At 66.7% G+C, this 23,065-nt stretch carries 13 protein-coding genes; 9 read left to right on the forward strand and 4 right to left on the reverse strand.

The features are described from left to right. Window positions 1-1,006 precede the first annotated feature (1,006 nt). The 4 genes from JMF82_RS18030 to JMF82_RS18045 are packed head-to-tail and all read right to left on the reverse strand — an operon-like array spanning window position 1,007 to window position 5,974. On the reverse strand, window positions 1,007-2,215 hold the full coding sequence (locus JMF82_RS18030; protein ID WP_201315917.1) for an AGE family epimerase/isomerase: 1,209 nt from the start codon (window positions 2,213-2,215) through the stop codon (window positions 1,007-1,009). After that, window positions 2,212-3,189, reverse strand: coding sequence for a carbohydrate kinase (locus JMF82_RS18035; RefSeq protein ID WP_201315918.1), 978 nt, complete (start codon window positions 3,187-3,189; stop codon window positions 2,212-2,214). Before JMF82_RS18035 ends, JMF82_RS18030 begins: the two co-directional genes overlap by 4 nt. Beyond that, window positions 3,189-4,907, reverse strand: coding sequence for a sugar MFS transporter (locus tag JMF82_RS22220; RefSeq protein WP_201315919.1), 1,719 nt, complete (start codon window positions 4,905-4,907; stop codon window positions 3,189-3,191). The genes JMF82_RS18035 and JMF82_RS22220 overlap by 1 nt, the downstream gene beginning before the upstream one ends. A 14-nt stretch (window positions 4,908-4,921) precedes the next feature. Further along, window positions 4,922-5,974 (reverse strand): LacI family DNA-binding transcriptional regulator, encoded by a 1,053-nt coding sequence (locus JMF82_RS18045; protein WP_111984152.1) that lies wholly within the window; start codon window positions 5,972-5,974, stop codon window positions 4,922-4,924. 436 nt (window positions 5,975-6,410) lie between these two features. On the opposite strand from JMF82_RS18045, the gene JMF82_RS18050 reads away from it, so the two are divergent. From JMF82_RS18050 to JMF82_RS18090, 9 genes are all read left to right on the forward strand, one after another. After that, window positions 6,411-9,032, forward strand: coding sequence for a glycoside hydrolase family 2 protein (locus JMF82_RS18050; RefSeq protein WP_201315920.1), 2,622 nt, complete (start codon window positions 6,411-6,413; stop codon window positions 9,030-9,032). Between the two features lie 36 nt (window positions 9,033-9,068). Beyond that, window positions 9,069-10,508: a glycoside hydrolase family 125 protein gene (locus JMF82_RS18055; RefSeq protein WP_201315921.1), complete on the forward strand. Its 1,440-nt coding sequence runs from the start codon at window positions 9,069-9,071 to the stop codon at window positions 10,506-10,508. Between the two features lie 44 nt (window positions 10,509-10,552). Further along, window positions 10,553-12,997, forward strand: a complete 2,445-nt coding sequence (locus JMF82_RS18060) for a GH92 family glycosyl hydrolase (protein WP_201315922.1) — start codon at window positions 10,553-10,555, stop codon at window positions 12,995-12,997. Window positions 12,998-13,433: 436 nt separating this feature from the next. After that, on the forward strand, window positions 13,434-14,534 hold the full coding sequence (locus tag JMF82_RS18065; RefSeq protein WP_201315923.1) for a glucokinase: 1,101 nt from the start codon (window positions 13,434-13,436) through the stop codon (window positions 14,532-14,534). A gap of 109 nt (window positions 14,535-14,643) precedes the next feature. After that, complete coding sequence (locus tag JMF82_RS18070; RefSeq protein WP_201315924.1) at window positions 14,644-16,236, forward strand: alpha-L-fucosidase; 1,593 nt, start codon at window positions 14,644-14,646, stop codon at window positions 16,234-16,236. A 171-nt stretch (window positions 16,237-16,407) separates the two neighbouring features. Continuing rightward, entirely contained in the window at window positions 16,408-18,720 is a 2,313-nt protein-coding gene (locus JMF82_RS18075; protein ID WP_236585551.1) for a GH92 family glycosyl hydrolase, read from the forward strand. Window positions 18,721-18,867: 147 nt separating this feature from the next. Then, on the forward strand, window positions 18,868-20,646 hold the full coding sequence (locus JMF82_RS18080) for an ATP-binding protein (protein ID WP_201315928.1): 1,779 nt from the start codon (window positions 18,868-18,870) through the stop codon (window positions 20,644-20,646). Further along, a complete protein-coding gene (locus JMF82_RS18085) occupies window positions 20,643-21,083 on the forward strand; it encodes a response regulator (RefSeq protein ID WP_201315926.1) in 441 nt (146 codons plus the stop codon). The genes JMF82_RS18080 and JMF82_RS18085 overlap by 4 nt, the downstream gene beginning before the upstream one ends. Before the next feature lie 41 nt (window positions 21,084-21,124). Then, window positions 21,125-22,699 carry a response regulator gene (locus JMF82_RS18090; RefSeq protein WP_201315927.1) on the forward strand — a complete coding sequence of 525 codons (1,575 nt, stop codon included), beginning with the start codon at window positions 21,125-21,127 and terminating at the stop codon, window positions 22,697-22,699. Window positions 22,700-23,065: the final 366 nt, after the last annotated feature.

Raw genomic sequence — 23,065 nt, forward strand, 5'->3', positions numbered from 1 at the left:
TAACCAAAGAGAACGGCACCCCGCGTGGCGCTGGCTGGGCCTGCGGCCCAGCCAGTCCGTGAGGGGCGGCCGGGCTTTTCGACCGGGCTCCTGCCCGGACGAAAAGTGCCCGACATCCGTGTCGGGCACCCCTGCGGGGCCTGATCGACCACCCCTCACCGCCCCACAGGGGGTTGTTGAAGGCTCGTGCCGCTGCGCGGCACATCGCGTCGCGACACCGGTGGCTGCGGTTCGTTGTGGGAGCGCACCCTGTGCGCGACCGCGGACTGACGTGGTTGCCTCGAACTGCGATGGTCGCGACGACGCAAGGTGCGTTGCAACGTGGCGGTCGCGCACTGGGTGCGCTCCTACAGAGGTAGGGAGGAATTTCGCGAGCCCCGCCCCTCACCCCAGCCCTCTCCTCGCTCCTCAAAGCCGCGGCCATCCATGGCCGCTCCCCGCGTGCCCCAAAGGGGAGAGGGAGAAAAGACGGCGGTGCGGCGCGAATAGATCCCCTCAGGGCTCAACAACGTTGCCTTGAGTCCTCTCCGCTACGGCGCGTTGCGGTGTAGCCGCGCCGTTCGAGGTAGTAATGAGCGCACCGCGGCTGGCCTCGGTCGGCCGACGCTTCTATCCCACGTACTGCCATGAGCCTTGGCTTTGAAGGCCATTTTCTTTGGGTTACTTTTCTTTTGGGCCAGCAAAAGAAAAGTGACTCGGCGGCCGGCAGGACGTCGAAACGCCCGCTGCGTAAGCGGCACTCTTGCGGAAGCGGAGCTACCGAAGGCATACCCCGCTCTTACAAGAGCGAAAACATGCGAACAGGCGCGAAAGGCGGTCGCGCACAGGGTGCGCTCCTACAAAGGCCGGCAGGACGTCGAAACGCCCGCTGCGTAAGCGGCATGCTCGCGGAAGCGGAGCTACCGAAGGCAACACCCCGCTCTCACAAGAACCACAACCATGCAGACCGGCGCGAAAGGCTGTCGCGCACTGGGTGCGCTCCTACATCGAGGTGATTGCCGGGTTGTTACGGCACGCCGCCGTCGCGGATCAGCGCAATCACCTCATAGCATGCGCCCATCGTGTGGTAGTCCGTCTTGCCCGCAGGGCTCTTCTCGTCGTCATACTTGCGGTTGTCGCGGGTGAGGATGCGATACCACGCGCCATACTTGTGGTCGACGAAGTGCTTCCACGAATAGTCCCACAGCTTCTCGTACCACGTGTCGTACTCGGCCAGGCCGGTACGTGCATGCAGCAGCGCCGCGGCGGCCAGCGATTCGGCCTGCACCCAGAAGTACTTGTCGTCGTCGCACACGCTGCCGTCCGGAGCGAAGCCGTAGGCAATGCCGCCGAACTCGTTGTCCCACGCGTGTGCCAGCGCGGTGTCGAACAGGTGCTTGGCGGTGGGCACCAGCCAGTCTTCCTCGCGGCCGCGTTCGAGCAGCAGCGGCTCCATGATCAGCAACAGCTTGGCCCATTCGGTCTGGTGGCCGGGCTGGAAGCCCCACGGGCGGAACAGGTGCTTGGGATTGTCGAGGTTGTACTTCCAGTCGACGTTCCACTCGGTGTCGTAGTGTTCCCACACGAGGCCGTTGGCCTTGGCGGCCTGGCGGCGCGTCATGTGGTCGGCGAGCTGCAGCGCGCGTTCGAGGTACCGCGGCTCGTCACTGGCCTGGTAAGCGGCCAGCATCGCCTCGCACATGTGCATGTTGGCGTTCTGCCCGCGGTAGCCGGTGAACTGCCACTGGTCGTTCGCCTCGTCGCGGTACAGGCCGGCCTCGGCGTCCCAATAGCGCTTCTCCAGCAGCTCCCAGGTTTCGTCCATCCACGCCTCGGCCTCGTGCACGCCGGCCTTCTTGGCGGTGGAGTAGGCGAGCAGCACGAAGGCGACGCCGTACGCGTGGTACATGGTGTCTTCGGGCTTGCCGTCGCGGATGGTCCACGCGTAGCCGCCCGTGGCCGGGTTGCGATGCACGTCGCGCAGGTAGCGCAGGCCATGGTGCACGGCATCGAGATATTCGGGGTTGCCGAACTCGATGTGCGCCATGGCGTAGTTGAAGACGAAGCGCGTGCTGCTCACCAGGTGGCGATGGCTGCGGTCGTAGATCGTGCCGTCGTCCTTGTAGTAGTGGAAGAAGCCGCCTTCGGGATCGATCGCGTGCGGGTGGTAGAACGCCATCGTCTGCGCGATGTGTTCGCGCAGGAATGCCTCGCTGCGGAAATCGGGCGTGGTCATGCGTAGTTCTCCATGAAGGCCAGCACTTCGGCTTCGTCGGGCATGGCGGTGAACGAACCCTGGCGGGTCACGGTGAGCGCGCCGCAGGCGGCCGCGAAGCGCAGCGTGGCATGCAGGCGCGGCAGTTCGGTGACGAGGTGGTCGATGCGGTCCTCCGACGTCTCCAGCGAAGCCAGCCCATGCAGGAGGCCGCCCACGAAGGCATCGCCCGCCGCCGTGGTGTCGACCGCGCGCACGGCATAGGCCGGCAGCTCGCCGTCGGCATCGGGATGGAACCAGCGCAGTGCGCCGGGGCCATCGGTGACCACCAGCAGGCGCGTACGGCCTTCCCACAGCTTTTCGAGCACGGCGTCCTCGCCGCCCACCGCGAGCCATGCGAGCTCTTCGGTGCTGAGCTTCACCACGTCGGCAAGGTGCAGCGCGGGCCACACCAGCGGACGCGGGTCGACGCCGCGCGGCCACAAGGCCGGGCGCAGGTTGAGGTCAAAGCTCACCAGTGCGCCGGCCGCGCTCGCGCGGCGCATGCCGTCGCGCGTGGTCTCGGCCAGCGCGGGATCGGTCATGCTGTTGGAGCACACATGGAACACCGCCGCGTTGTGCAGGCTTTCCTCGCGGAAGTGCTCCGGACGAAACAGCAGGTCGGCCGAAGGCGGGCGATAGAAGGTGAAGCTGCGCTCGCCATGGGCGTCCAGCGATACGAAGGCCAGCGCGGTGTTGGCCTCGTCCGTGCGCGCGATGCCCGTGGTGTCCACGCCCGCGCTGTGCAGGCTGTCGAGCAGGAAATCGCCAAAGACGTCTTTTCCGAGCATGCCGGCGAACGCCGCCGCGCCGCCGAGGCGGGCGACCGCGACCGCGACATTGGCGGGCGCGCCGCCCGCGAAGGGCACGAAGCTGCGTGGATAGCCGTGGGAGTCGTTGCCTTCGCTATGGAAATCGATCAGGGCTTCGCCGAAACAAAGGATAGAGCGGGACATCAAGCATTCTCAGCGGTGGCGGCGGGAACGGCCGGATTGCGGATCAGCGAGCCGCGCAGGCCATAGAAGACGATGTAGCCGTAGCAAAGCATCGGCAGCACGAAGGCGTGCTGGATGCCCAGGTGGTCGGCAAGCACACCTTGCGCCAGCGGCAGCAGCGCGCCGCCGACGATGGCCATGATCAGCAGGCTCGACGCCTTGCCGGTCAGCGGGCCCATGCGCTCGATGCCCAGCGAGAAGATCGTCGGGAACATGATCGAGTTGAACAGGCCGATGGCGATCACGCTCACCATGGCCGCCTGGCCGTGCGTGAGCATGGTGGTCAGCACCAGCAGGCCGGCGATGGCCGCAAAGACGGCCAACAACTTGCGCGGGTTGATCCACACCAGCAGGGCGGAGCCGGCGAGGCGCCCCACCATCGCGCCGCCCCAGTACAGCGACACGTAGTGCGAGGCATCCTGCTCGCTCATGTGGCCGATCTCGGGCAGCGACAGGTAGTTCACCAGGAAGCTGCCGATCGACACCTCGGCGCCCACGTAGAAAAAGATCGCCAGTACGCCGTAGAACACATGGCTGTGGCGCAACGCGTCCATCAGCGTGTGGTGCACGGGATCGGCCTGCTCGGTGGTCTCGGTGAGCGGCGGCAGTCGGAACAGCCACACGCCCACGGCTAGCAGCAACAGCACCACGCCGAGGCCGAGGTAAGGCACCTGCACCAGCTCGGCCTGCTTCTGGCGGAATGCCTGCAGCTGCTGCGTCGTCTCGGGCAGCAGGCTGGCGCGAACCTTGGCCAGCTGTTCGGACTGCGCGGCATCCAGGCGTGATGCGGTGAGCTTGTCCAGCGCACCGGCGAGGCGATCGACGGGCAGCGCGGCGAGCTGCTGCGGCGACTGCGCCGTCAGCGTGGCGAGCAGCGACGCGCCGGGCAGCTTGTCGAGCACGTTGGCCAGCTGCGCGGAGGAAAGCGGCTTGAGGCTGGTGGCGATGGCATCGGCGGGCAGGCGATCGAGCGCGGTCGCGGCGGCGTCGTTCAACGCGGCCACGAGGTGATCGGCCGGCGCCTGCTGCAGCGCTTCGACGGCTTGCGCCGGCGCGCCGTTGTTGAGCACCTGCACCAGCTGCACCGTCTCGGGCGCCTTGCGCACGTCGTCGGGAATGGTGGTGACGGTGACCGCGGAAAGGATCAGCAGGCCGCCGAACCAGGGGCCCAGCGTGGTGCCCAGCGAATTCATCGCCTGCGCCAGCGTGAGTCGACTGGAGCTGGTGCGCTCCGGGCCGAGCAGCGCGACATACGCATTGGCCGCGACCTGCAGCACCGTGATGCCGGTGGCGAGCACGAACAGCGCGGCGAGGAAGGCGGCATACGAATGCAGCGCCGCCGCCGGCCAGAAGCCGAACGCACCCAGTGCCGCGATGGCGAGGCCCGCCACGATGCCCTTCTTGTAGCCCAGCGCCGCCACCAGCCGGCCGGCGGGCAGGGACATCAGGAAGTACGCGCCGAAGAAGGTGAACTGCACGAGCATCGCGCGTGCGTAGTTCAACTCGAACACCGACTTCAGGTGCGGGATCAGGATGTCGTTGAGGACGGTGAGGAAGCCCCACATGAAGAAGATCGTGGTGGCCACCGACATGGCCATGGGGTAATCGGTGTAGCGCGTGCTGCCGGTAGCGGGCGCGGAGCCTGTCGTCGACCGCGCGGAAGGAGCTGCAAGGGCCATGCGAAATTCCGTTGTCAGGAAAGAGGACAGCTGCTTTCGCGCACCACCAGCTCCACCGGCGCGATAACGGTGCTTGCCGGCGCCTGCGGGTCGCGCAGTCGGGCAAGGAGAAGTTCGGCGGCCTGCCGTCCGCGCGCCCTCGGCGCCGTGGACAAGGTGGTCAGCGGCGGCACGCTCATGGAGGCTTCGGCGATGTCGTCGAAGCCGGTGACGGCAAAGTCGCGACCCGCTTGCAGGCCGCGCTGATGCAGGCCAAGGATCAGGCCGAGCGCGACCGCGTCGTTGTAGCAGACGGCCGCGGTGGGTTTGCTGCCGCCTTCGAACAGCGCGGGCGTGGCGCGCACGGCATCGATGCGCGTGGGCGTGGTCTGCACGCGCCAGTGCGGCTCGATCTTCAGCCCGGCGGCCTGCATCGCTTCCACGTAGCCGGCGTGGCGCTCGCGCGTCGAGCTGGCATCGTCGTGGCCGCCGAAGAAGGCGATGCGTCGATGCCCCCGCGCGATCAGGTGCTCCGTGGCTTGCCGCGTGCCGGGGCGGTTATCCAGCATCAGGCGATCCCAATGCGCGTACTGCGGCAGGCGTCCGCCGAGTTCGCGGTTGAACAGCACCACCGGCAGGTGCGCGCCGATGGCGGTGAGCACGTTGCGCGCTTCGCTGCCTTCGGCCGGCGACAGGATGATGCCGCCCGGGCCATGTTCGATCAGCGAGCCGAGCACGGCCTGCTCGCGCGTGGTCGATTCGCCGGTGCTGCCCAGCAAGGTGACGAAGCCTGCCTCGCCGAGCGTTTCGTCGACGCCCGCGGCGAATTCGGCGAAGAACGGATTCGCAAGTTCGTTCACCACCAGCGCAATGCTCGACGAGGTGCGCCGGCGCAGGTTGGCCGCGGCACGGTTGTACACGTAGCCCTGGCGTCGCAGTTCTTCCTCGACGCGTGCGCGCGTGTGTTTGTTCACCAACGGACTGCCGCGCAAAACCAGCGACACCGTGGCGCGCGAAACACCGCAGCCGGCAGCGATATCGCTGAGCGTGGTCTTGCGGTGGACGGGGGCGGAGCTTTCCGTGGCCATGCTGGCGGCTTTCCGTGAGTTGGAACGATCCAAATGTAACCGAAATCCTGTGTCGTTTAGCCATATTGCAATGCGGCATGCATCGCGTCATGGCAGGATGGTACCGTGAAATATAAATCGATCTAAATCGGGGGAAACCACGATTTATGTGAAATCGCCTGCGGCGTCGCGGGGCGAGCCCGGCGCTGCCTCGCGCGCCCGGCCAGACGCTGCGGCGCTGCCGTTTTCGGACAGCGTTCGCAGGCGAGGCCGATGGCCGCCGGCAACATCGCGGGGTCGGTGGGTTCTACAGCGTAGTGAACCGGTTGCTGGCGGTGCGCCAGGGGCCAAGGCGGCTGTCAGACGGATGTCCCAGATGATCGTATCGATCCACGCAGGCGAGACACGCAGCAAGGGGAAGTGCAGGCGGCTGGCGCGGGTGCGCCGGTCCGGTGTCATGGCCTGGGCCTGTTTGGCGGCGCTGCTGCTTCCGGTCATGGCGGGGGCAGCGCCGCTCTCGACGATCACGCTCGATCACGACTGGCAGTTCCGGCTGGCGCCCGGCGACGGCGCCGCGGCGACACACCCGGAAGCGACCAAGTGGCTGCCGGCGACCGTGCCGGGCACGGTGCAGACCGACCTGATGGCGGCACGGCAACTGGTCGACCCGTTCTATCGCGACAACGAGGCGCAGGTGCAATGGGTCGGCCTCGCCGACTGGCAGTACCGCACCAGCTTCGACGTCGATGCCGCCACGCTGGCGCGCCCGCATGTGGAACTGGTGCTCGACGGGCTGGATACGTTCGCGGACGTCATCTTGAACGGCACCAGGCTGGTCGCCGCCGACAACATGTTCCGCCGCTGGCGCGTGCCGGTGAAATCCGTGCTGCGCAAGGGCTCCAACAAGCTCGAGGTGCGGCTGTACTCGCCGATCAAGCGCCTGCAGCCGTGGCTGCTGAAGCAATCCTATGCCTTGCCGGGCGAGTTCGATTCGGCCTTCGGCGACGAACCCAAGGGCAAACAGACGGCCAATTACATACGCAAGGCGAATTACCAGTACGGCTGGGATTGGGGGCCGCGCATCGTCACCGAGGGCATCTGGCAGGGCGTGCACCTGGACAGCTGGGACGGTTTTCGCGTCGACGATTTCCATGTCGAGCAGAACCAGGTCGACCCGCGGGTCGCGCGCGTGGCCGTCAAGCTCGATGTGCAGGCCGACGCCGGCCAGCGCGTGACGGTGAACCTGGACGTGCTGGGACCGAGTGGGGAAGCCGTCGCGCATGATGCGCGCGAAGTCATCGTCGACCCCGGCACGCACGAGATCAGCCTGCCGCTGCGCATCGCCGACCCGCGGCTGTGGTATCCCGCCGGCTACGGCGCGCAGGACATGTACACGTTCAAGGCCACCGTGCGCGACGGCGACGGCGTGCTGCACGGCGCCGATCGCGCGGTGGGTCTCCGCAGCGTGGAACTGCGGCGCCAGCCGGATCGCTGGGGCAGGAGCTTCGAGTTCGTCATCAACGGCATCCCGGTGTTCGCCAAGGGCGCGAACCTTATTCCGTTCGACAGCTTCCCCAGCCGCGACGTCGAGCTGCGCATGCACGACGTGGTCGCCTCGGCGCGCGATGCCAACATGAACATGCTGCGCGTGTGGGGCGGCGGCTATTACCTGCCGGATCGCTTCTACGAGCTGGCCGACCGCTTCGGCATCATGATCTGGCAGGACTTCATGTTCGGCGGGGCGATCCCGCCCAACGACACGGCCTATGTCGACAACACGCGGCAGGAGGCGATCGAACAGGTCAGGCGCTTGCGCAACCACCCCAGCATCGTGCTGTGGTGCGGCAACAACGAAGTGCAGACCGGCTGGGAATCGTGGCCCGATCGCGAGGCGTTCAAGAAGTCGCTGACCGGCGAGCAGCGCGACCTCATCGTCACCGGCATGGTGAACCTGTTCGGCAACGTGCTGCGTGACGTGGTGACCCGCTACGACCGCGATGTGCCGTACTGGGCCAGTACGCCCAGCACCGACTACGAAGGGCCGGCCAACGTGCTGGGCAATGGTGACATGCACTACTGGGACGTCTGGTCCGGGCAGGCGAAGCCGCTGACGGAGTACCTCAACGTGACGCCGCGCTTCCAGTCGGAGTACGGCCTGCAGTCGTTCCCCGTGATGCGCACCATCCGCGCGTTCGCCGCGCCGGAGGACCTGCAGGCCGAATCACCGGTGATGCGGGCGCACCAGAAGTACGACAGCGGCAACGGCAACAAGCGCCTGCTGCTGTATATCGAACGCAGCTTCGGTGAGCCGCGCGATTTTCCCGCCTTCGTCTACCTGAGCCAGGTGATGCAGGCGCAAGGCATCGAGCTCGCCGCCGAGCACCTGCGTGCCTCGCGGCCGCAGTCGATGGGTTCGCTGTATTGGCAGATCAACGACGTGTGGCCCGGCGCGTCCTGGTCCAGCATCGACTATTTCGGCCGGTGGAAGGCATTGCAGTTCCACGCGCGCCGTTTCTACGCGCCGCTGCTGATTGCCGCGTTGAGGCATGACGGCAACACGTCGGTGTCGCTGGTGTCCGATCAGGTGTCCTCGACGAGCGGGCACTGGAGCCTGCGCCTGATGGACTTCGCCGGCAAGGTCATCGACGAGCACAGGCACGTGACCAGCATGCCTCCGTTGAGCAGCACGCCGGTAGGCAACTACACCGATGCCCAATTGCTGCATGGCGCCGATCCGAAGGCCGTGTTCGCGGTGTTCGAACTGGCCGACGGCGATGGCCCCTTGTCGCGCAACCTGGTGTTCTTCGACGAAGCGAAGAACCTGGTGTTGCCGTCGCCGCATATCCGCGCGCAGCTGCAGCCTTCGGTCGATGGATACAAGCTCACGCTGACCACCGACACGCTGGCGCGCGACGTGTGGGTGTCGTTCGGCGACCTCGACGTCGAGATGGACGACAACGCCTTCGACATCCTGCCGGGCCAGAGCGTGACCGTCGGCGTCAAGAGCAAGGCCCTGCTCAACGACATGCAGCGCGCACTGCAGGTGCAGAACCTGGCCGGCGTGATGCGGGGACAGTGAACGTGATGAATACCTTCCGACAGGACGAGACACGCCATGCCATCGCGCCGTGACGTACTGAAGTGGTTCGGCGCCGCCGCGGTTTCGGCGGCGGCGCTGGATAGTGCCCCTGCGCGCGCTTTTGCCGGTGGCGCGGCCCGTTACACGAGCCAGCGCCCGCCGGTGGGCAAGCGCAAGTTCGTGAGCCAGGCCGTGGAGCGGCAGCTGGCGACGGTGAAGTCCGCCATCGCCGATCCCAAGCTCGCGTGGATGTTCGAGAACTGCTATCCGAACACGCTGGATACCACGGTGGAGCTGGGTACGCTCGACGGCAAGCCCGATACCTTCGTGATCACGGGCGACATCAACGCGATGTGGCTGCGGGATTCGTCCGCCCAGGTGTCGCCGTATATCCCGCTGGCCCGGCAGGACCCGGCGTTGCAGCGCCTGTTCCGCGGCCTGATCCGCCGGCAGGCGCGCTGCATCCGCATCGATCCCTACGCCAACGCCTTCATGCCCGATCCGCACTCGCAGCCGCTGTCGTGGTCGCTGCACGACGACACGGACATGAAGCCCGGCGTGGGCGAGCGCAAGTGGGAGATCGATTCGCTGTGCTATCCGATCCGCCTCGCGCATGGCTATTGGCAGGCGACCGGCGACAGCGAGCCGTTCGACGACGACTGGCGCTCGGCGATGGCCACGGTGGTGAAGACCTTCCGCGAGCAGCAGCGCAAGCAAGGTCATGGGCCGTACCACTTCCAGCGGCCTTCCAAGATTCCCACCGACACGCTGATGCTCGATGGCTACGGCAATCCCGCGCGGCCGAACGGGATGATCCATTCCATGTTCCGGCCGTCCGACGATGCATGCCTGTATCCGTTGTTCGTGCCCGCCAATCTGTTCGCGGTGACTTGCCTGCGGCTGCTGGCACAGATGAGCCGCGGCATTCACCACGACGAAGCGTTTGCCGCCGAATGCACCGCCCTGGCCAGCGAAGTGGAGCAGGCCGTGCACCGCGACGGGCGCATGCGCGACGAGCAAGGCCAGGAACACTGGGCCTACGAGATCGACGGCTACGGCAACCAGCTGTTCATGGACGACGCCAATGCCCCCAGCCTGCTCAGCCTGGCGTACCTCGGCTGCTGCGATCGCAAGGACCCGTTGTACCAGCGCACCCGCGACCGCGCGTGGAGCACGCACAACCCGTACTTCTTCAAGGGCAAGGCGGCTGAAGGCATCGGTGGCCCGCATGAAGGGCTGCGCATGATCTGGCCGATGTCGCTGATGATGTATGCGCAGACCAGCGACGATCCCTCGCAGATCAGCCAATGCCTGCGCTGGTTGCGCGACACCGATGCGGGTACGGGCTTCATGCACGAAACCTTCGACCAGGACGACCCGGCGCATTTCACGCGCACCTGGTTTGCCTGGGCCAATACCTTGTTCGGCGAGATGATCGTCGACCTTCATCGTACGCGTCCGGCGCTGCTGCGCTGACCTTTTCCTCTTCCGACAACCACGACTTCAGGAGAACCGCCCACATGGTGTCCCGCCGACAATTCCTCCAGGGCATGGGCGCGCTTGCGGTGCTCGGCAACCCGCTATCGTCGCTGGCGACGAGCGTGGCCGGCGCGGTGGCCGCGCAAAAATCCGCCGCCGGCGCGGGTGCCCTGGGTGCCCAGGGTGTGTCGTCCTATGTCGACGTGTTCGTCGGCACGGGCGGCCATGGCCATACCTTCCCGGGCGCGACCTTGCCCTACGGCATGGTGCAGCTGAGCCCGGATACCAACGATGCGGGCTGGGATGCGTGCTCGGGTTACCACCAGGCCGACGGCTCGATCATGGGTTTCTCGCATACGCATCTGAGCGGTACCGGCGCGAGCGACATGCTCGACGTGCTGGTGATGCCGGCGCAGGGCCCGGTGCTGCTGCAGCCGGGCGAGCGTGGCTTGCCCGACCAGAACTACCAGTCCCGCTTCGATGGAACCACCGGATCGGCGCGCCTGCCGGCGGACAGCAAGGCGGTGCCGGGCAAGGGCTATCGCTCGCGCTACGACAAGGCCTCGGAACAGGCACAGCCGGGCTACTACCGAGTGCATCTCACCGACCACAACATCCTGGCCGAGCTCACCGCCACGCCGCGCGTGGGCCTGCATCGCTACACCTTCCACGGCAAGGGCGACGGCCATCTGCTGGTGGACCTTGCGCATGGCTACCACGACAGCGCGACGGTGCCGGCAGCGGTCACCGACGCGCAGCTGCGCGTGGTCGGCAACGACACCCTGGTGGGTGCGCGCCGCGTGCACCAGTGGGCGAATGGGCGTTACCTGTACTTCGCCATGAAGCTGTCGCGCCCGTTCTCGCACGCCACGCTGTACTCCGAAGACGTGGCGCTGGCGAACGGCTCGCAGGAGGCCAGCGGCGCGCATCTGAAGGCCGCACTGCACATCAAGAAAGCCTCGCACGCCCCGCTGCTGGTCAAGGTCGGCATCTCCGCGGTCGACATCGACGGTGCCTTGAAGAATCTCGAGGCGGAAGTGCCCGCGTGGGATTTCGAGCTCGCGCAACGCACCGCCGCGCAGGCATGGGAGCGCGAGCTCGGCCGCATCCGCATCGAATCCTCGTCGCCCGCGGTGCTGCGCACGTTCTACAGCGCGCTGTACCACACCATGCTGGCGCCCACGCTGTTCAGCGACGTGGATGGCCGCTATCGCGGCATGGACCTGGCGATCCATCAATTGCCCGCCGGACAGAACAACTACAGCACCTATTCGCTGTGGGACACCTACCGCGCGTTGCATCCCTTGCTTACGCTGTTCCAGCCCGACCGCGTGCCCGACCTGGTGAACGGCCTGGTGCGCATGGCGGAGGAAAGCCCGCAAGGGCCGCCGGTGTGGCCGCTGCAGGGCGTGGAGACCGGCTGCATGATCGGCTACCACTCCGCCGTGGTGCTCGCCGAAGCACAGGCCAAGGGCTTCACCGGCATCGACTACGCGCGCGCCTGGCCGATCTTCCGCCGTCGCGCCATGGAGGACGATTACCGCGGCCTGGCGTTCTATCGCCACCTCGGTTATATCCCCAGCGACAAGGAAGGCGAGGCGGTCAGCAAGACGCTCGAATACGCGTATGACGACTGGGCCATGGCGCAGCTGGCCGAAGGCGCGGGCGCGAAGGGTGATGCGGCTGCGCTGCGCCAGCGTTCGCGCAACTACCGCAACGTGTTCGACAAGAAGCTCAACTTCGTGAGGCCACGCGGCAGCGACGGGCAATGGCTGGAGCCGTTCGACCCGCGCGGCATGGGTCATTCCAGCCAGTGGCGCGACTTCACCGAGTCCAACGCGTGGCAGGCGACGTTCCTCAACCAGCACGACCTGTACGCGTACATGGAGATGTTCGGCGGGCAGAAGGTGTTCGAACGCAAGCTGGATGAACTTTTCACCACCAGCTCGGCGCTGCCCGCCGATGCGCCGCCGGACATCGCCGGCATGGTGGGCCAGTATGCCCATGGCAACGAACCGAGCCACCACGTGGCCTACCTGTATGCCTATACCGGTTCGCACCACAAGACGCAGGCACGCGTGCGCATGTTGCTGGAAACCATGTATCCGGCCGAGCCCGATGGCCTTGCCGGCAACGAGGATTGCGGCCAGATGAGCGCGTGGTACGTGATGGGGGCGCTCGGCCTGTACGCGGTGGACCCGGTGAGCACCAACTACGTGTTTGGCAGCCCCTTGCTGGATCGCGCGGAGATTGCGCTGTCCGGTGATCGCAAGCTGGTGATCCAGGCCCATGGCAATGGACCGGGACAGGCGTACATCCAGTCGGTGCAGTGGAACGGCAAGCCGTGGACGCGCAGCTGGATCAGCCACGCGGAACTCGCCGCCGGCGGCACGCTGGAGTTCCAGATGGGCGCGACGCCGAACACGCAGTTCGGCGCCGCGGCGAAGGATCGCCCGCCGGCCTTCGGCATGCCGGCGACCGCATGATCGCTTCGTCCTGACCGCAGGGTCTTACGCAAACGCCGCCCGTTTCGCGGGCGGCTTTCTTTTCACTGCACGCGCCCTTCTTTCCTGCAGGAGCCCACCCGGTGGGCGACCGCAGCACCCCGGCGCACCTCATGCTTCGCTGGCCGCGCAACGCGCACGCCCGCGCAAGACGAAACAGCAGAACGCTGCGGGCTCTTGCGCTGGGACCCACTCCGTAACCCCGCGCAAGATGGTGTTGCGCTGCGACTTGTCTCGATCTAATCTCGAATGGATAGTTTTCACCGGTCCAGGGCATGAATGCTTTCCATGCGCCTGGACCAAGAGGTCGCGCCTGGGGAGCGCATCTCGAAGGGTGCCGTTGAAGCGGTCGTGATCGAGACAGTGCAGGCGCGACGGAACCACCGTCCGGCCAACGCAAGCGAAGGAAGGGCGGTGCATGAATGACGGCGTCCACGTACGTGGCGAGGTGCGGGCAAGCAGCGCCTTTGCGACGGGCGAACCGAGTGGCGACACCCGTGTCGCCGTGAATCCCCCGGGCAAGGATGCGCAGTACGCATTGCTGGCGGCGGATGTCGGCGGCACGCATGCGCGCATCGGTCTCCTCGCGGCCGATGCATCGCCTCAGGCGCGTGATGCTAGCTTGTCCGTGCTCGCCTATTGCGTCTATCCCTGCCGCGATTACGCCGGCCTCGCCTCCATCGTGCGCCGCTTCTGCGACGAGCATGCCGTCAAGCCGCGCCGCTTCGCGCTTGCCTGTGCGGGCTACCTGCATGACGGGCGCGTGCTCAACAGCAACCTGCAATGGCCGATCGAGCCCGCCGCGCTGAAGTGCGAACTGGGCATGGACGAGGTGTCGGTCCTGAACGATTTCGTCGCGCTGGCGCATGCCATGCCGCACCTGCAGGCGGGCAGCGTCATGCCGTTGCATCGGCCCTTGCCACCGGCGACGGCAGCCATGGGGCCGGTCGTGGTGATCGGGCCCGGCACGGGGCTCGGCGTCGCGGTGCGCCTGCCGGGCACGCCGCCGCAGGTGCTGCAGACCGAGGCAGGTCATATCCAGCTTGCCGCGCGCACGTCGCGCGAACTGGACGTGCTTGCGGAGTTGGCGCCCTCGGGCACGCATCTTCCGTACGATCACGTGCTCTCCGGCCCGGGGCTGCTGCGCCTTCATCAGGCGTTGTGCCGCATCGAGGGCAAGCCCGCATCGCTGCACGCACCTGCCGATGTCGTGGCTGCCGCCATCGCGAACGCCGACTCCCGTGCGGTGGAAGCGCTGCACCTGTTCTGCGGGTGGCTGGGCTCCTTCACCGGCGATATGGCGATGCTGTACGGCGCTACCGGCGGCATCTATCTGGCCGGCGGTTTCCTTGCCCGCATGATGGCGCTGCTGGAAGCCAGCGATTTTGTCGCGCGCTTTCTGGACAAGGGCGTGATGCGCCCGTTCCTGCAGACCGTGCCCGTGCACGTGGTGGACCACGCGCAACTTGGCGTCATCGGTGCGGCCAGCTGGCTGCACGAACGCTCGGGCAACAGCTGAAGCAGCCATACCCTCCCGTCGTCGAATCCACCTCGCAGGTTTGAAGGGAATGCCAATGACAGCGTCTACGTACTCGTCGTGCCGTATCCATCGGTGCCTGGTTCTCGGCATGTCCCTTGGCCTCGCCTTCGCGGGTTCGGTCGCGGCGGCCGAACGCCCGTCGACGTTCACGCCGCCCGATGCGGCAACGATCGAACAGCAGTGGGTGGCGGCCAATCGGCCTTATGACGCCGCTCGCCATGAGATCCTCGCGCAGACCGAGAAGCTTGCGTGGCAAGGGCCGATGCAACCCGACTGGCAGACGCTGACCGCGTATCGCACGCCCGATTGGTATCGCGACGCCAAGTTCGGCATCTTCGTGCATTGGGGCGTGTATTCGGTGCCGGCGTTCAAGGGAGAGTGGTATCCCCGGCACATGTACGAACGCGAGGGCGAGAACTCCGACCGCTATCGCCATCAGCTCGCCACCTACGGGGCGATGCCCAACGTGGGATACAAGGACCTGATCCCGATGTTCAAGGCCGAACACTTCGACCCGCAGGCGTGGGCGAAGCTGTTCCATGACGCGGGCGCGCGCTACGTGGTGCCGGTGGCCGAACATCACGACGGCTTCGCCATGTACGACTCCAGGTTGTCGGACTGGACCGCGGTGAAGATGGGCCCGCATCGCGACGTGATCGGCGAACTCGCCAAGGCGATACGCGCGCAGGGCATGAAGCTGGGCCTGTCGTCGCATCGCGCCGAGCACGACTGGTTCTACGAGTACGGCCGGACCTTCGACTCGGACGTGAACGATCCGCGCTACGCCGCGTTGTATGGCCCGGCGCACCGCCTCGTCTCGGCCAAGGGCGAAGACGGCCAGGAAGTCGACTGGACCTTCGTGTCCGATGCCTATCTCGCCGACTGGCTCGCACGCTCCGCCGAAATCGTGCAGGACTACCACCCGGACCTGATGTACTTCGACTGGTGGATCGGCCAACCACGCTTCCGCGGTCCGCTCGCCGAATTCGCCGCGTTCTACTACAACCAGGCGGCGGCGCGACAGCAGGGCGTGGTGCTCAACTACAAGTTGAACGACATGCGCCCTGGCACCGGCACGTTGAACATCGAGCGCGGCCAGGCGGCGGGCATTCGCGAGCAACCCTGGCAGACCGAGACATCGGTGAGTCCCGACTCGTGGGGCTATGCCGAAGGCGATACCTACAAATCGCCCGACGAGATCGTGCAGCTGCTCGCCGACGTGGTGAGCAAGAACGGCAACCTGCTGCTCAACGTCGGGCCAAAGGCCGACGGCACCATCCCCGACGAGGCTCGCGGCATCCTGCAGTCGGTGGGGCAGTGGATGCATGCGAACGGCGAGGCGATCTACGGCACGCGGCCGTGGCATCGCTTTGGCGAAGGCCCGACCGAAGTGGCGGCTGGCACCATGCAGGACACCAAGACCAAGCCCTATACGTCCGAGGACTTCCGCTTCACCACCAAGGGCGACGCGCTTTACGCGATCGAACTGGCGTGGCCGGCGCGCGGAGAGGCGGTCATCCATTCGATCGATGGCGGCATGAAGGTGGCCTCGGTGACCCTGCTTTCCACCGGCAAGCCGATCGCCTTCAGGCAACAGCCCGACGGCCTGCACCTGACGCTGCCCAGGCAGCCATCCGGCGCGCACGCGTATGCCTATCGCATTGCGCTGGCCAAGCACTGAGGCCACGTACGGCAGGCGGGGCGGGCCCTCCCGGGCTCGCCTGCCAGGCGTGATGCACCCCACGCATTGCAGCGTGCACGACGACGTGGACGCTGCTAGATTTCAAACGATCTAAATCTGGTGAAGGGGTTTCCGATGGCTCGTCTCCCGTCCCGTTCCTGGCTTCCGGCCATGCTTGCCCTGTCCCTGCTGCCCGGCCTGGCCGCAGCGGTGACGACGGGCCACGCGGCGGACGTCGATCCGCGCATCGGCACGGGTGGCGATGGCCATACCTTTCCGGGTGCCACCGTGCCCTTCGGCATGATCCAGCTGTCGCCCGATACGGCGATGCCGGACTTCAAGCACGCCTACAAGTGGGCCGCCGGCTACCAGTACGGCGACAGCAGCCTGCTCGGCTTCTCGCATACGCATTTCTCCGGCTCGGGCCATTCGGACCTGGGCGATGTGCTGGTGATGCCGATTGCCGGCGACGTGAAGCTCGATCCGGGTGACGCAGCCCAGCCCGGCAGCGGCTATCGCTCGCGCTTCGACCACCATACCGAAGTGGTGCAGGCCGGCTATTACGCGGTGACGCTGAGCGACTACGGCGTGCGCGCCGAACTCACCGCCGGCCGCCGTATCGGCTGGCACCGCTACACCTTCCCGGCCGGCAAGCCGGCCCACCTGTTGCTGGACCTGCGCCCGAGCATTTACGACTACCCGGGCAAGGTGCTGTGGTCGCACCTGCGCGTGCGCGACGACGGCACCGTCACCGGCTGCCGTACCACGCGCGGCTGGGCGCCGGGCCGTGAGCTTTGCTTCGCCATGCGCTTTTCGCAGCCGTTGGCCTCGCGCACGTTGTACAGCCGCGAGACCGACGTGCCCTACAAGGGCTTCAAGGGTCCGGGCTACCAGCCGGAGGACCACGATGCGCTGAGCGGCCGCGCACTGGTCGGCGTGTTCGACTTCGGCACGCTCAAGCAGCCGCTGGGCGTGAAGGTGGCGATCTCGCCGGTGAGCGAAGCCAACGCCGTCGCCAACCTCGATGCCGAAGGGCAGGGCTGGGATTTCGACGCCCGCCGCGCCGACGCAAAGGCGGATTGGGACAAGGCGCTGGCCTTGATCGACATCGATGCGCCCAAGCAGGATCGCACCAGCTTCTATACGTCGCTGTACCACGCGCTGCTGTCGCCCACGCTGAGCATGGACGTCAACGGCCAGTTCCGCGGCCCCGACGGCGCCGTGCATGAGGCGGTCGACAAGAACGGCAAGTTCGAATTCCACTCGACCTGGTCGCTGTGGGACGTGTACCGCGCACAGCAGCCGCTGGTGGTGCTGTTGATGCCCGAGCGCAGCACCGACTTCATCCGCTCGCTGATCGCCGCCCGCGAAACCAGCCCGTTCGGCATCCTGCCGGTGTGGGCGTACCAGGGCCTGGAGACGTGGTGCATGATCGGCTACCACGCCGTGCCGGTCATCGCCGACGCCTACATCAAGGGCGTGCGCGGCTTCGATGCCGAAGCCGGCCTCAAGGCGATGGTGGCCAGCGCCACCTATGCACCCTACGGCGGCCTGGGCGACTACATGAAGCTCGGCTACGTGCCGATCGACAAGGAACCCGAAGGCGCCTCCAAGACGCTCGAGTACGCCTACGACGACTGGTCGCTGGCGCAGATGGCCAAGGCCATGGGCAAGCAGGACATCGCCGCCACCTTCGACAAGCGCGCCGGCAACTGGCGCAATGCCTACGATCCCAAGACCGGCTTCATGCGCGCACGCAAGACCGACGGCGCGTTCCGCGAACCGTTCGACCCGGATGCCGCCGGCTACGGCACCGATTACACCGAAGGCAACGCCTGGCAGTACTCCTGGTACGTGCCGCAGGACGTGGCCGCGCTGGTGAAGGCCATGGGCGGCGACCAGGCCTTCGTCACCAAGCTGGACAGCGTGTTCGACGCCAAGGTGGACCCCGCGCGCTTCGCGCACGTGGAGGACATCACCGGCCTGATCGGCTGGTATGCGCATGGCAACGAGCCCAGCCACCACCTGGCCTACCTGTACGACTACGCGGGCGCGCCCTGGCAGACCCAGAAGCGCCTCAAGCAGATCATGGACAGCCAGTACGCCCCCCGGCCGGATGGCCTCGCGGGCAACGACGACCTGGGCCAGATGTCGGCCTGGTACATCTTCACGGCCCTGGGCTTCTATCCGGTGACCCCGGCCAGCGACGAGTACGCCATCGGCCGCCCGTTCGTGAAGCGCGCCACGCTGCACCTCGGCAACGGCAAGACCTTCACCGTCAGCGCCTCGCCCCTGGACAACGCGCATCCCTATGTCGGCAGCGTGACCCTCAACGGCAAGCCGCTGGACCGGGTGTTCCTGCGCCACGGCGAGATCGTCGCCGGGGGCGAGCTGCACTTCACCATGCAGGCCGAACCCAATCGTGCGTGGGGGAGCCAGCCCGATGCACGCCCCACTTCGATGAGCTCGGCTGGGCAGCGCTAGACTGGATAACCCCTACCAAAGACTTAGCAAAAACCTCGCGGAGACGGTGGTAAACATCCGGGCGATTCTGCAACCATGCCGACCATGTTGCGCTCATCCTGGAAACTGGCGTCGACGCTCCGGCCGGCCGTGAAGGACCGCATGGCCATGCGCTGGCGACTCGGCGGCCTCCTGGCCGCCGTGCTGGTGATCGTGGCCTTGCCCTACATCGTCACCCGCAGTGGCGCCAGCGAAGCCATCGAGGCGAACGAGCGCGTTACCCACTCGTCCGAGGTGAAATCCCTTACCTATCGCATCGCGTATGTCACACGCGACGGCGAGGCCTCGATTTACCGCCTGATCAACGGCGATACCGATCCGCAGGTACGCATGCGCGCGGAGCGGGCCAGCCACGAAGTGCCCGGCCTGTTGTCCCAGTTGCGGGAAATGACCCGTGACAGCCCGGACCAGCAGTCCCTGATCGGCTCGCTGACCTCGGTCGTCAATGGCCGCCTGGCGCTCACCGGCCAGGCCATTCTTCGCCACGAGCGTGGCGACGACCAGGGCGCCGCCGAGGCCATGCGCGACTCGGGCACGCTGTTCAAGATGGACGACCTGATCGACGGCGTCGTGCGCAACGAGAACAACACGCTGCTGGAACGGCGCGACGAGGCGCGGCGCGAGTCATTCAACAGCGGTCTCGCCTTGAGCATCACGGCCATCGCGCAGATCCTGTTGCTTGCCATCGTGGTGGTCGTGTCCGAGCGGCAGATCAGCCGTCGCTTGCGCGCCGAGGAGCGCGAGGGGCAGGCCGTGCAGCGTTCGCAACTCATCGTGCAGGCCGTGCGCGAACCCATCGCGCTGCTCGACGCCGGCCTGGGCACGTTGCTGGTGAATGCCGCGTTCGGCGAGCTGTACGGCCTGCCGCCGGATTTTCGCCAATCCCTGCCGTTGACCGAGATCGGTGACGGCGCCTGGAGCGACAGCGCACTGCTGCAGCGGCTCAATGACGTGCTGCTGCTGGATCGCGAGCTGTGGGACTACGAACTCATCCAGCGCACGGTGGACGGCGTCGATCGCCACGTGGTGATCAATGCGCGGCGCCTCGAACAGGACAGTGGCGGCGATCCCGTGCTGCTGCTCACGCTCAGCGACGTCACCGCGCGCGCGCTGGTCGAGCAGCAGGTGAAGGAGCTCAACCGCCAGCTCGAAGGCAAGATCGAGCAGGTTTCCGACGTGAACCGCGAGCTGGAGGCCTTCAGCTATTCGGTGTCGCACGACCTGCGCGCACCGCTGCGCCACATCAGCGGTTTTGCCGGCAAGCTGCAACAGCACCTGGGTGAGGCCGCGGACGAGCGCACGCGCCACTACATCGAAGTGATCAACGACGCCGCGCGCCGCATGGCCTTGCTGATCGAGGACCTGCTGGTGTTCTCGCGTCTCGGACGCGGCGCGCTGCGCCTGCAGCCGGTGGACATGCAATCGCTGGTGGACGAAGCGCGCGCGCTGGCGGAAACCGACGCGCACGGGCGCCACATCGTCTGGTCGATCGCGCCGCTGCCCATCGTCATCGGCGACGAGAACATGCTGCGCACGGTATGGCAGAACCTGCTTGGCAACGCCGTCAAGTACACCGGCAAGCGCGAGGTGGCGCGCATCGACGTCGATGTGCAGCGCAACCGTGACGGCAGCTACGAGTTCACCGTCAGCGATAACGGCGCCGGTTTCGACATGCAGTATGCTGGCAAGCTGTTCGGCGTGTTCCAGCGTCTGCATCGCGCGTCGGAGTTTCCCGGCAACGGCATCGGCCTTGCCAACGTGCGGCGCATCGTGACGCGCCATGGTGGGCGTGTATGGGCTGACGCGCAGCCCGGCGTGGGCGCCCGTTTCCACTTCAGTCTGCCTTCGTCCGACCTGGCAGAGAGCTTTGCGCAGAGGCGGTTATGAGTCAGCGCGACATACGAACCATCCTGCTCGTCGAGGACAGTCTCGCGGACGCTGAAATGGCCATGGATGCCCTGGCCGGCGCCAACCTCGCCAACCCCGTCGTGCACCTCGAAGACGGCGTGGATTGCCTCGACTATCTCTATTGCCGCGGCGAATGGGCCGGGCGCGACCCGGTCGACCCGGCCGTGGTATTGCTGGACATCAAGATGCCGCGCATGGGCGGCCTGGAAGTGCTTACGGAGCTGCGCTCGGACGATCGTTTCCGTCGCGTGCCGGTGGTGATCCTTTCCTCGTCGCGGGAGGAAAGCGACCTGGCGCGCAGCTGGGACATCGGCGCGAATGCGTACGTGATCAAGCCAGTCGATGTCGACCAGTTCTTCGACGCGGTGCGGACGCTGGGACAGTTCTGGGCCGTGCTCAACCAGGCGCCGGAATAATCCTGATCGACGCGGGCAGGAAGCCCACGACGGAGTGGCAAATGGCGGACAGGCAACAGTGGGCGTTACCCAAAATCCGGATCCTGCAGATCGAGGACAGTCAGCTCGATGCCGAGCTCGTGCTGTCCGAGCTTGACGCCGACGCCATCGAGTACGACGTGCAGCTGGTCGATGAGGAGCGCGCCTACATGGACGCGCTGGACACGTTCCGCCCACACATCGTGCTGTCGGATCTCAGCATGCCTGGCTTCTCCGGCGAGCGTGCGCTCGATCTCCTGCGCGAACGCGACCAGGATCTTCCCTTCATCTTCGTATCGGCCACGCTGGGCGAGGAAGCCGCCATCGAAGCGCTGCGCAACGGCGCGACCGACTACATCCTCAAGCAGAATCCCGCGCGCCTGGCATCGGCGGTGCGGCGCGCGCTGCGCGAAGCGGAGGCACAGCGGGCGCGTCGCCGTGCCGAGACCGAACTGATCCGCGCACAACGCTTCGAAAGCCTGGCGATGCTCGCGGGCGGCCTGAGCCATGACTTGCGCAACCTGCTGCAACCGCTGCTGCTGGCCGGCGACAGCCTGCAGGATTACCAGGACGATCCGCGCCTCGCGCGCCTGGGCCGCCTCGTGCGCGATTGCGGCAAGCGCGGGCTGGACATGGTGCAGTCGATGCTCTCGTTCGCGCGCGGGGCGCGGCGCGCGGAACAGGTGCGCGTGGGTGCATTGCTCGACGCGCTCAACCTGCTGCTGCAGGGCAGCGTGCCGCGCGGCATCACGCTTGGCATGTCGTGCGACGATCCCGACCTCACGTTCGACGGCAACCATACCGAGCTGCAGCAGTGCCTGCTCAACCTCAGCCTCAACGCGATCCAGGCCATGCCGGCCGGCGGACGCCTGGAGATCCGCACCTCGATGACCTCGCTGCCGTCTTCGTTCTTCCTGCCCGAGGAGGAAACGCGCGAGGGCAACTACCTGTGCCTGACTGTCGCCGACACGGGCACCGGCATGGACGACGAGGCCATGCTGCACATGTTCGAGCCGTTCTACACCACCAAGGAGAGCGGCACGGGCCTTGGCCTGATTTCCTGCCGGCGCATCGTCACCGCGCACGGGGGCGTGATGCGCGTGGAGAGCAAACCAGGGCAGGGCACGCGCTTCCACCTTTACATCCCGCTGGTCGAGCAGCCGCTGGAAGTCGAGCTGGAGGAAGAGGCCGACCTGCAGGGCGAGGCCGAGCGCGTGCTGGTGGTGGTGGAAGAAGCCGGCCAGCTGTCGCTGCTGGTCGACACGCTGGATTCCTGGGGTTACCAGGCGCACGCAAGCCAGAGCGGTACCGCGGCGCTGCAGTGGATCGAGGCGCAAGGCGTGCCCGACCTGGTGGTGATGGACGCGGACATGAACCTGTTCACCGGCGTGCGCACGCTGGCGGCCCTGTTCGAGCATGGCTATCGCCGCGCCGTGATCCTGCTGGCGCGCCCGGATGCGCCACCGGATATGGACGAACTGCCGGTGATGGAACACCTGTTCCAGGTCGACAAGCCGATCTCGACGCTGAAGCTGCTGCGCACGGTGCGCGAAGCGCTCGAAGCCAGCGCCTCCGCCCCCGAAGGCCCCCCGTTGTAGGAGCGCACCCAGTGCGCGACAGCCTTTCGCCACAGTCCTAATGACCTGTCACCGACACAGCCTCACTGCGCCCTGATCGTCGCGTAATCGCGATCGGGCTCGCCTGCGGCGGGCTTCCGTCCTCCTGCCGGAGGCCGGGTCACTTTTCTTTGCTTGCTCAAAGAAAAGTAACCAAAAGAAAGAGCACCCCGCGTGGCGCTGTCTGGGCTTCGCCCAGCCAGTCCGTGAGGGGTGGCCGGGCTTTTCGACCGGGCTCCTGCCCGGACGAAAAGTGCCCGACATCCGTGTCGGGCACCCCTGCGGGGCCTGATCGCCCACCCCTCACCGCCCCACAGGGGAGTGGTGAAGGCTCGTGCCGCTGCGCGG

The sequence above is a fragment of the Dyella sp. EPa41 genome (assembly GCF_016586165.1).
GTDB lineage: Bacteria > Pseudomonadota > Gammaproteobacteria > Xanthomonadales > Rhodanobacteraceae > Dyella.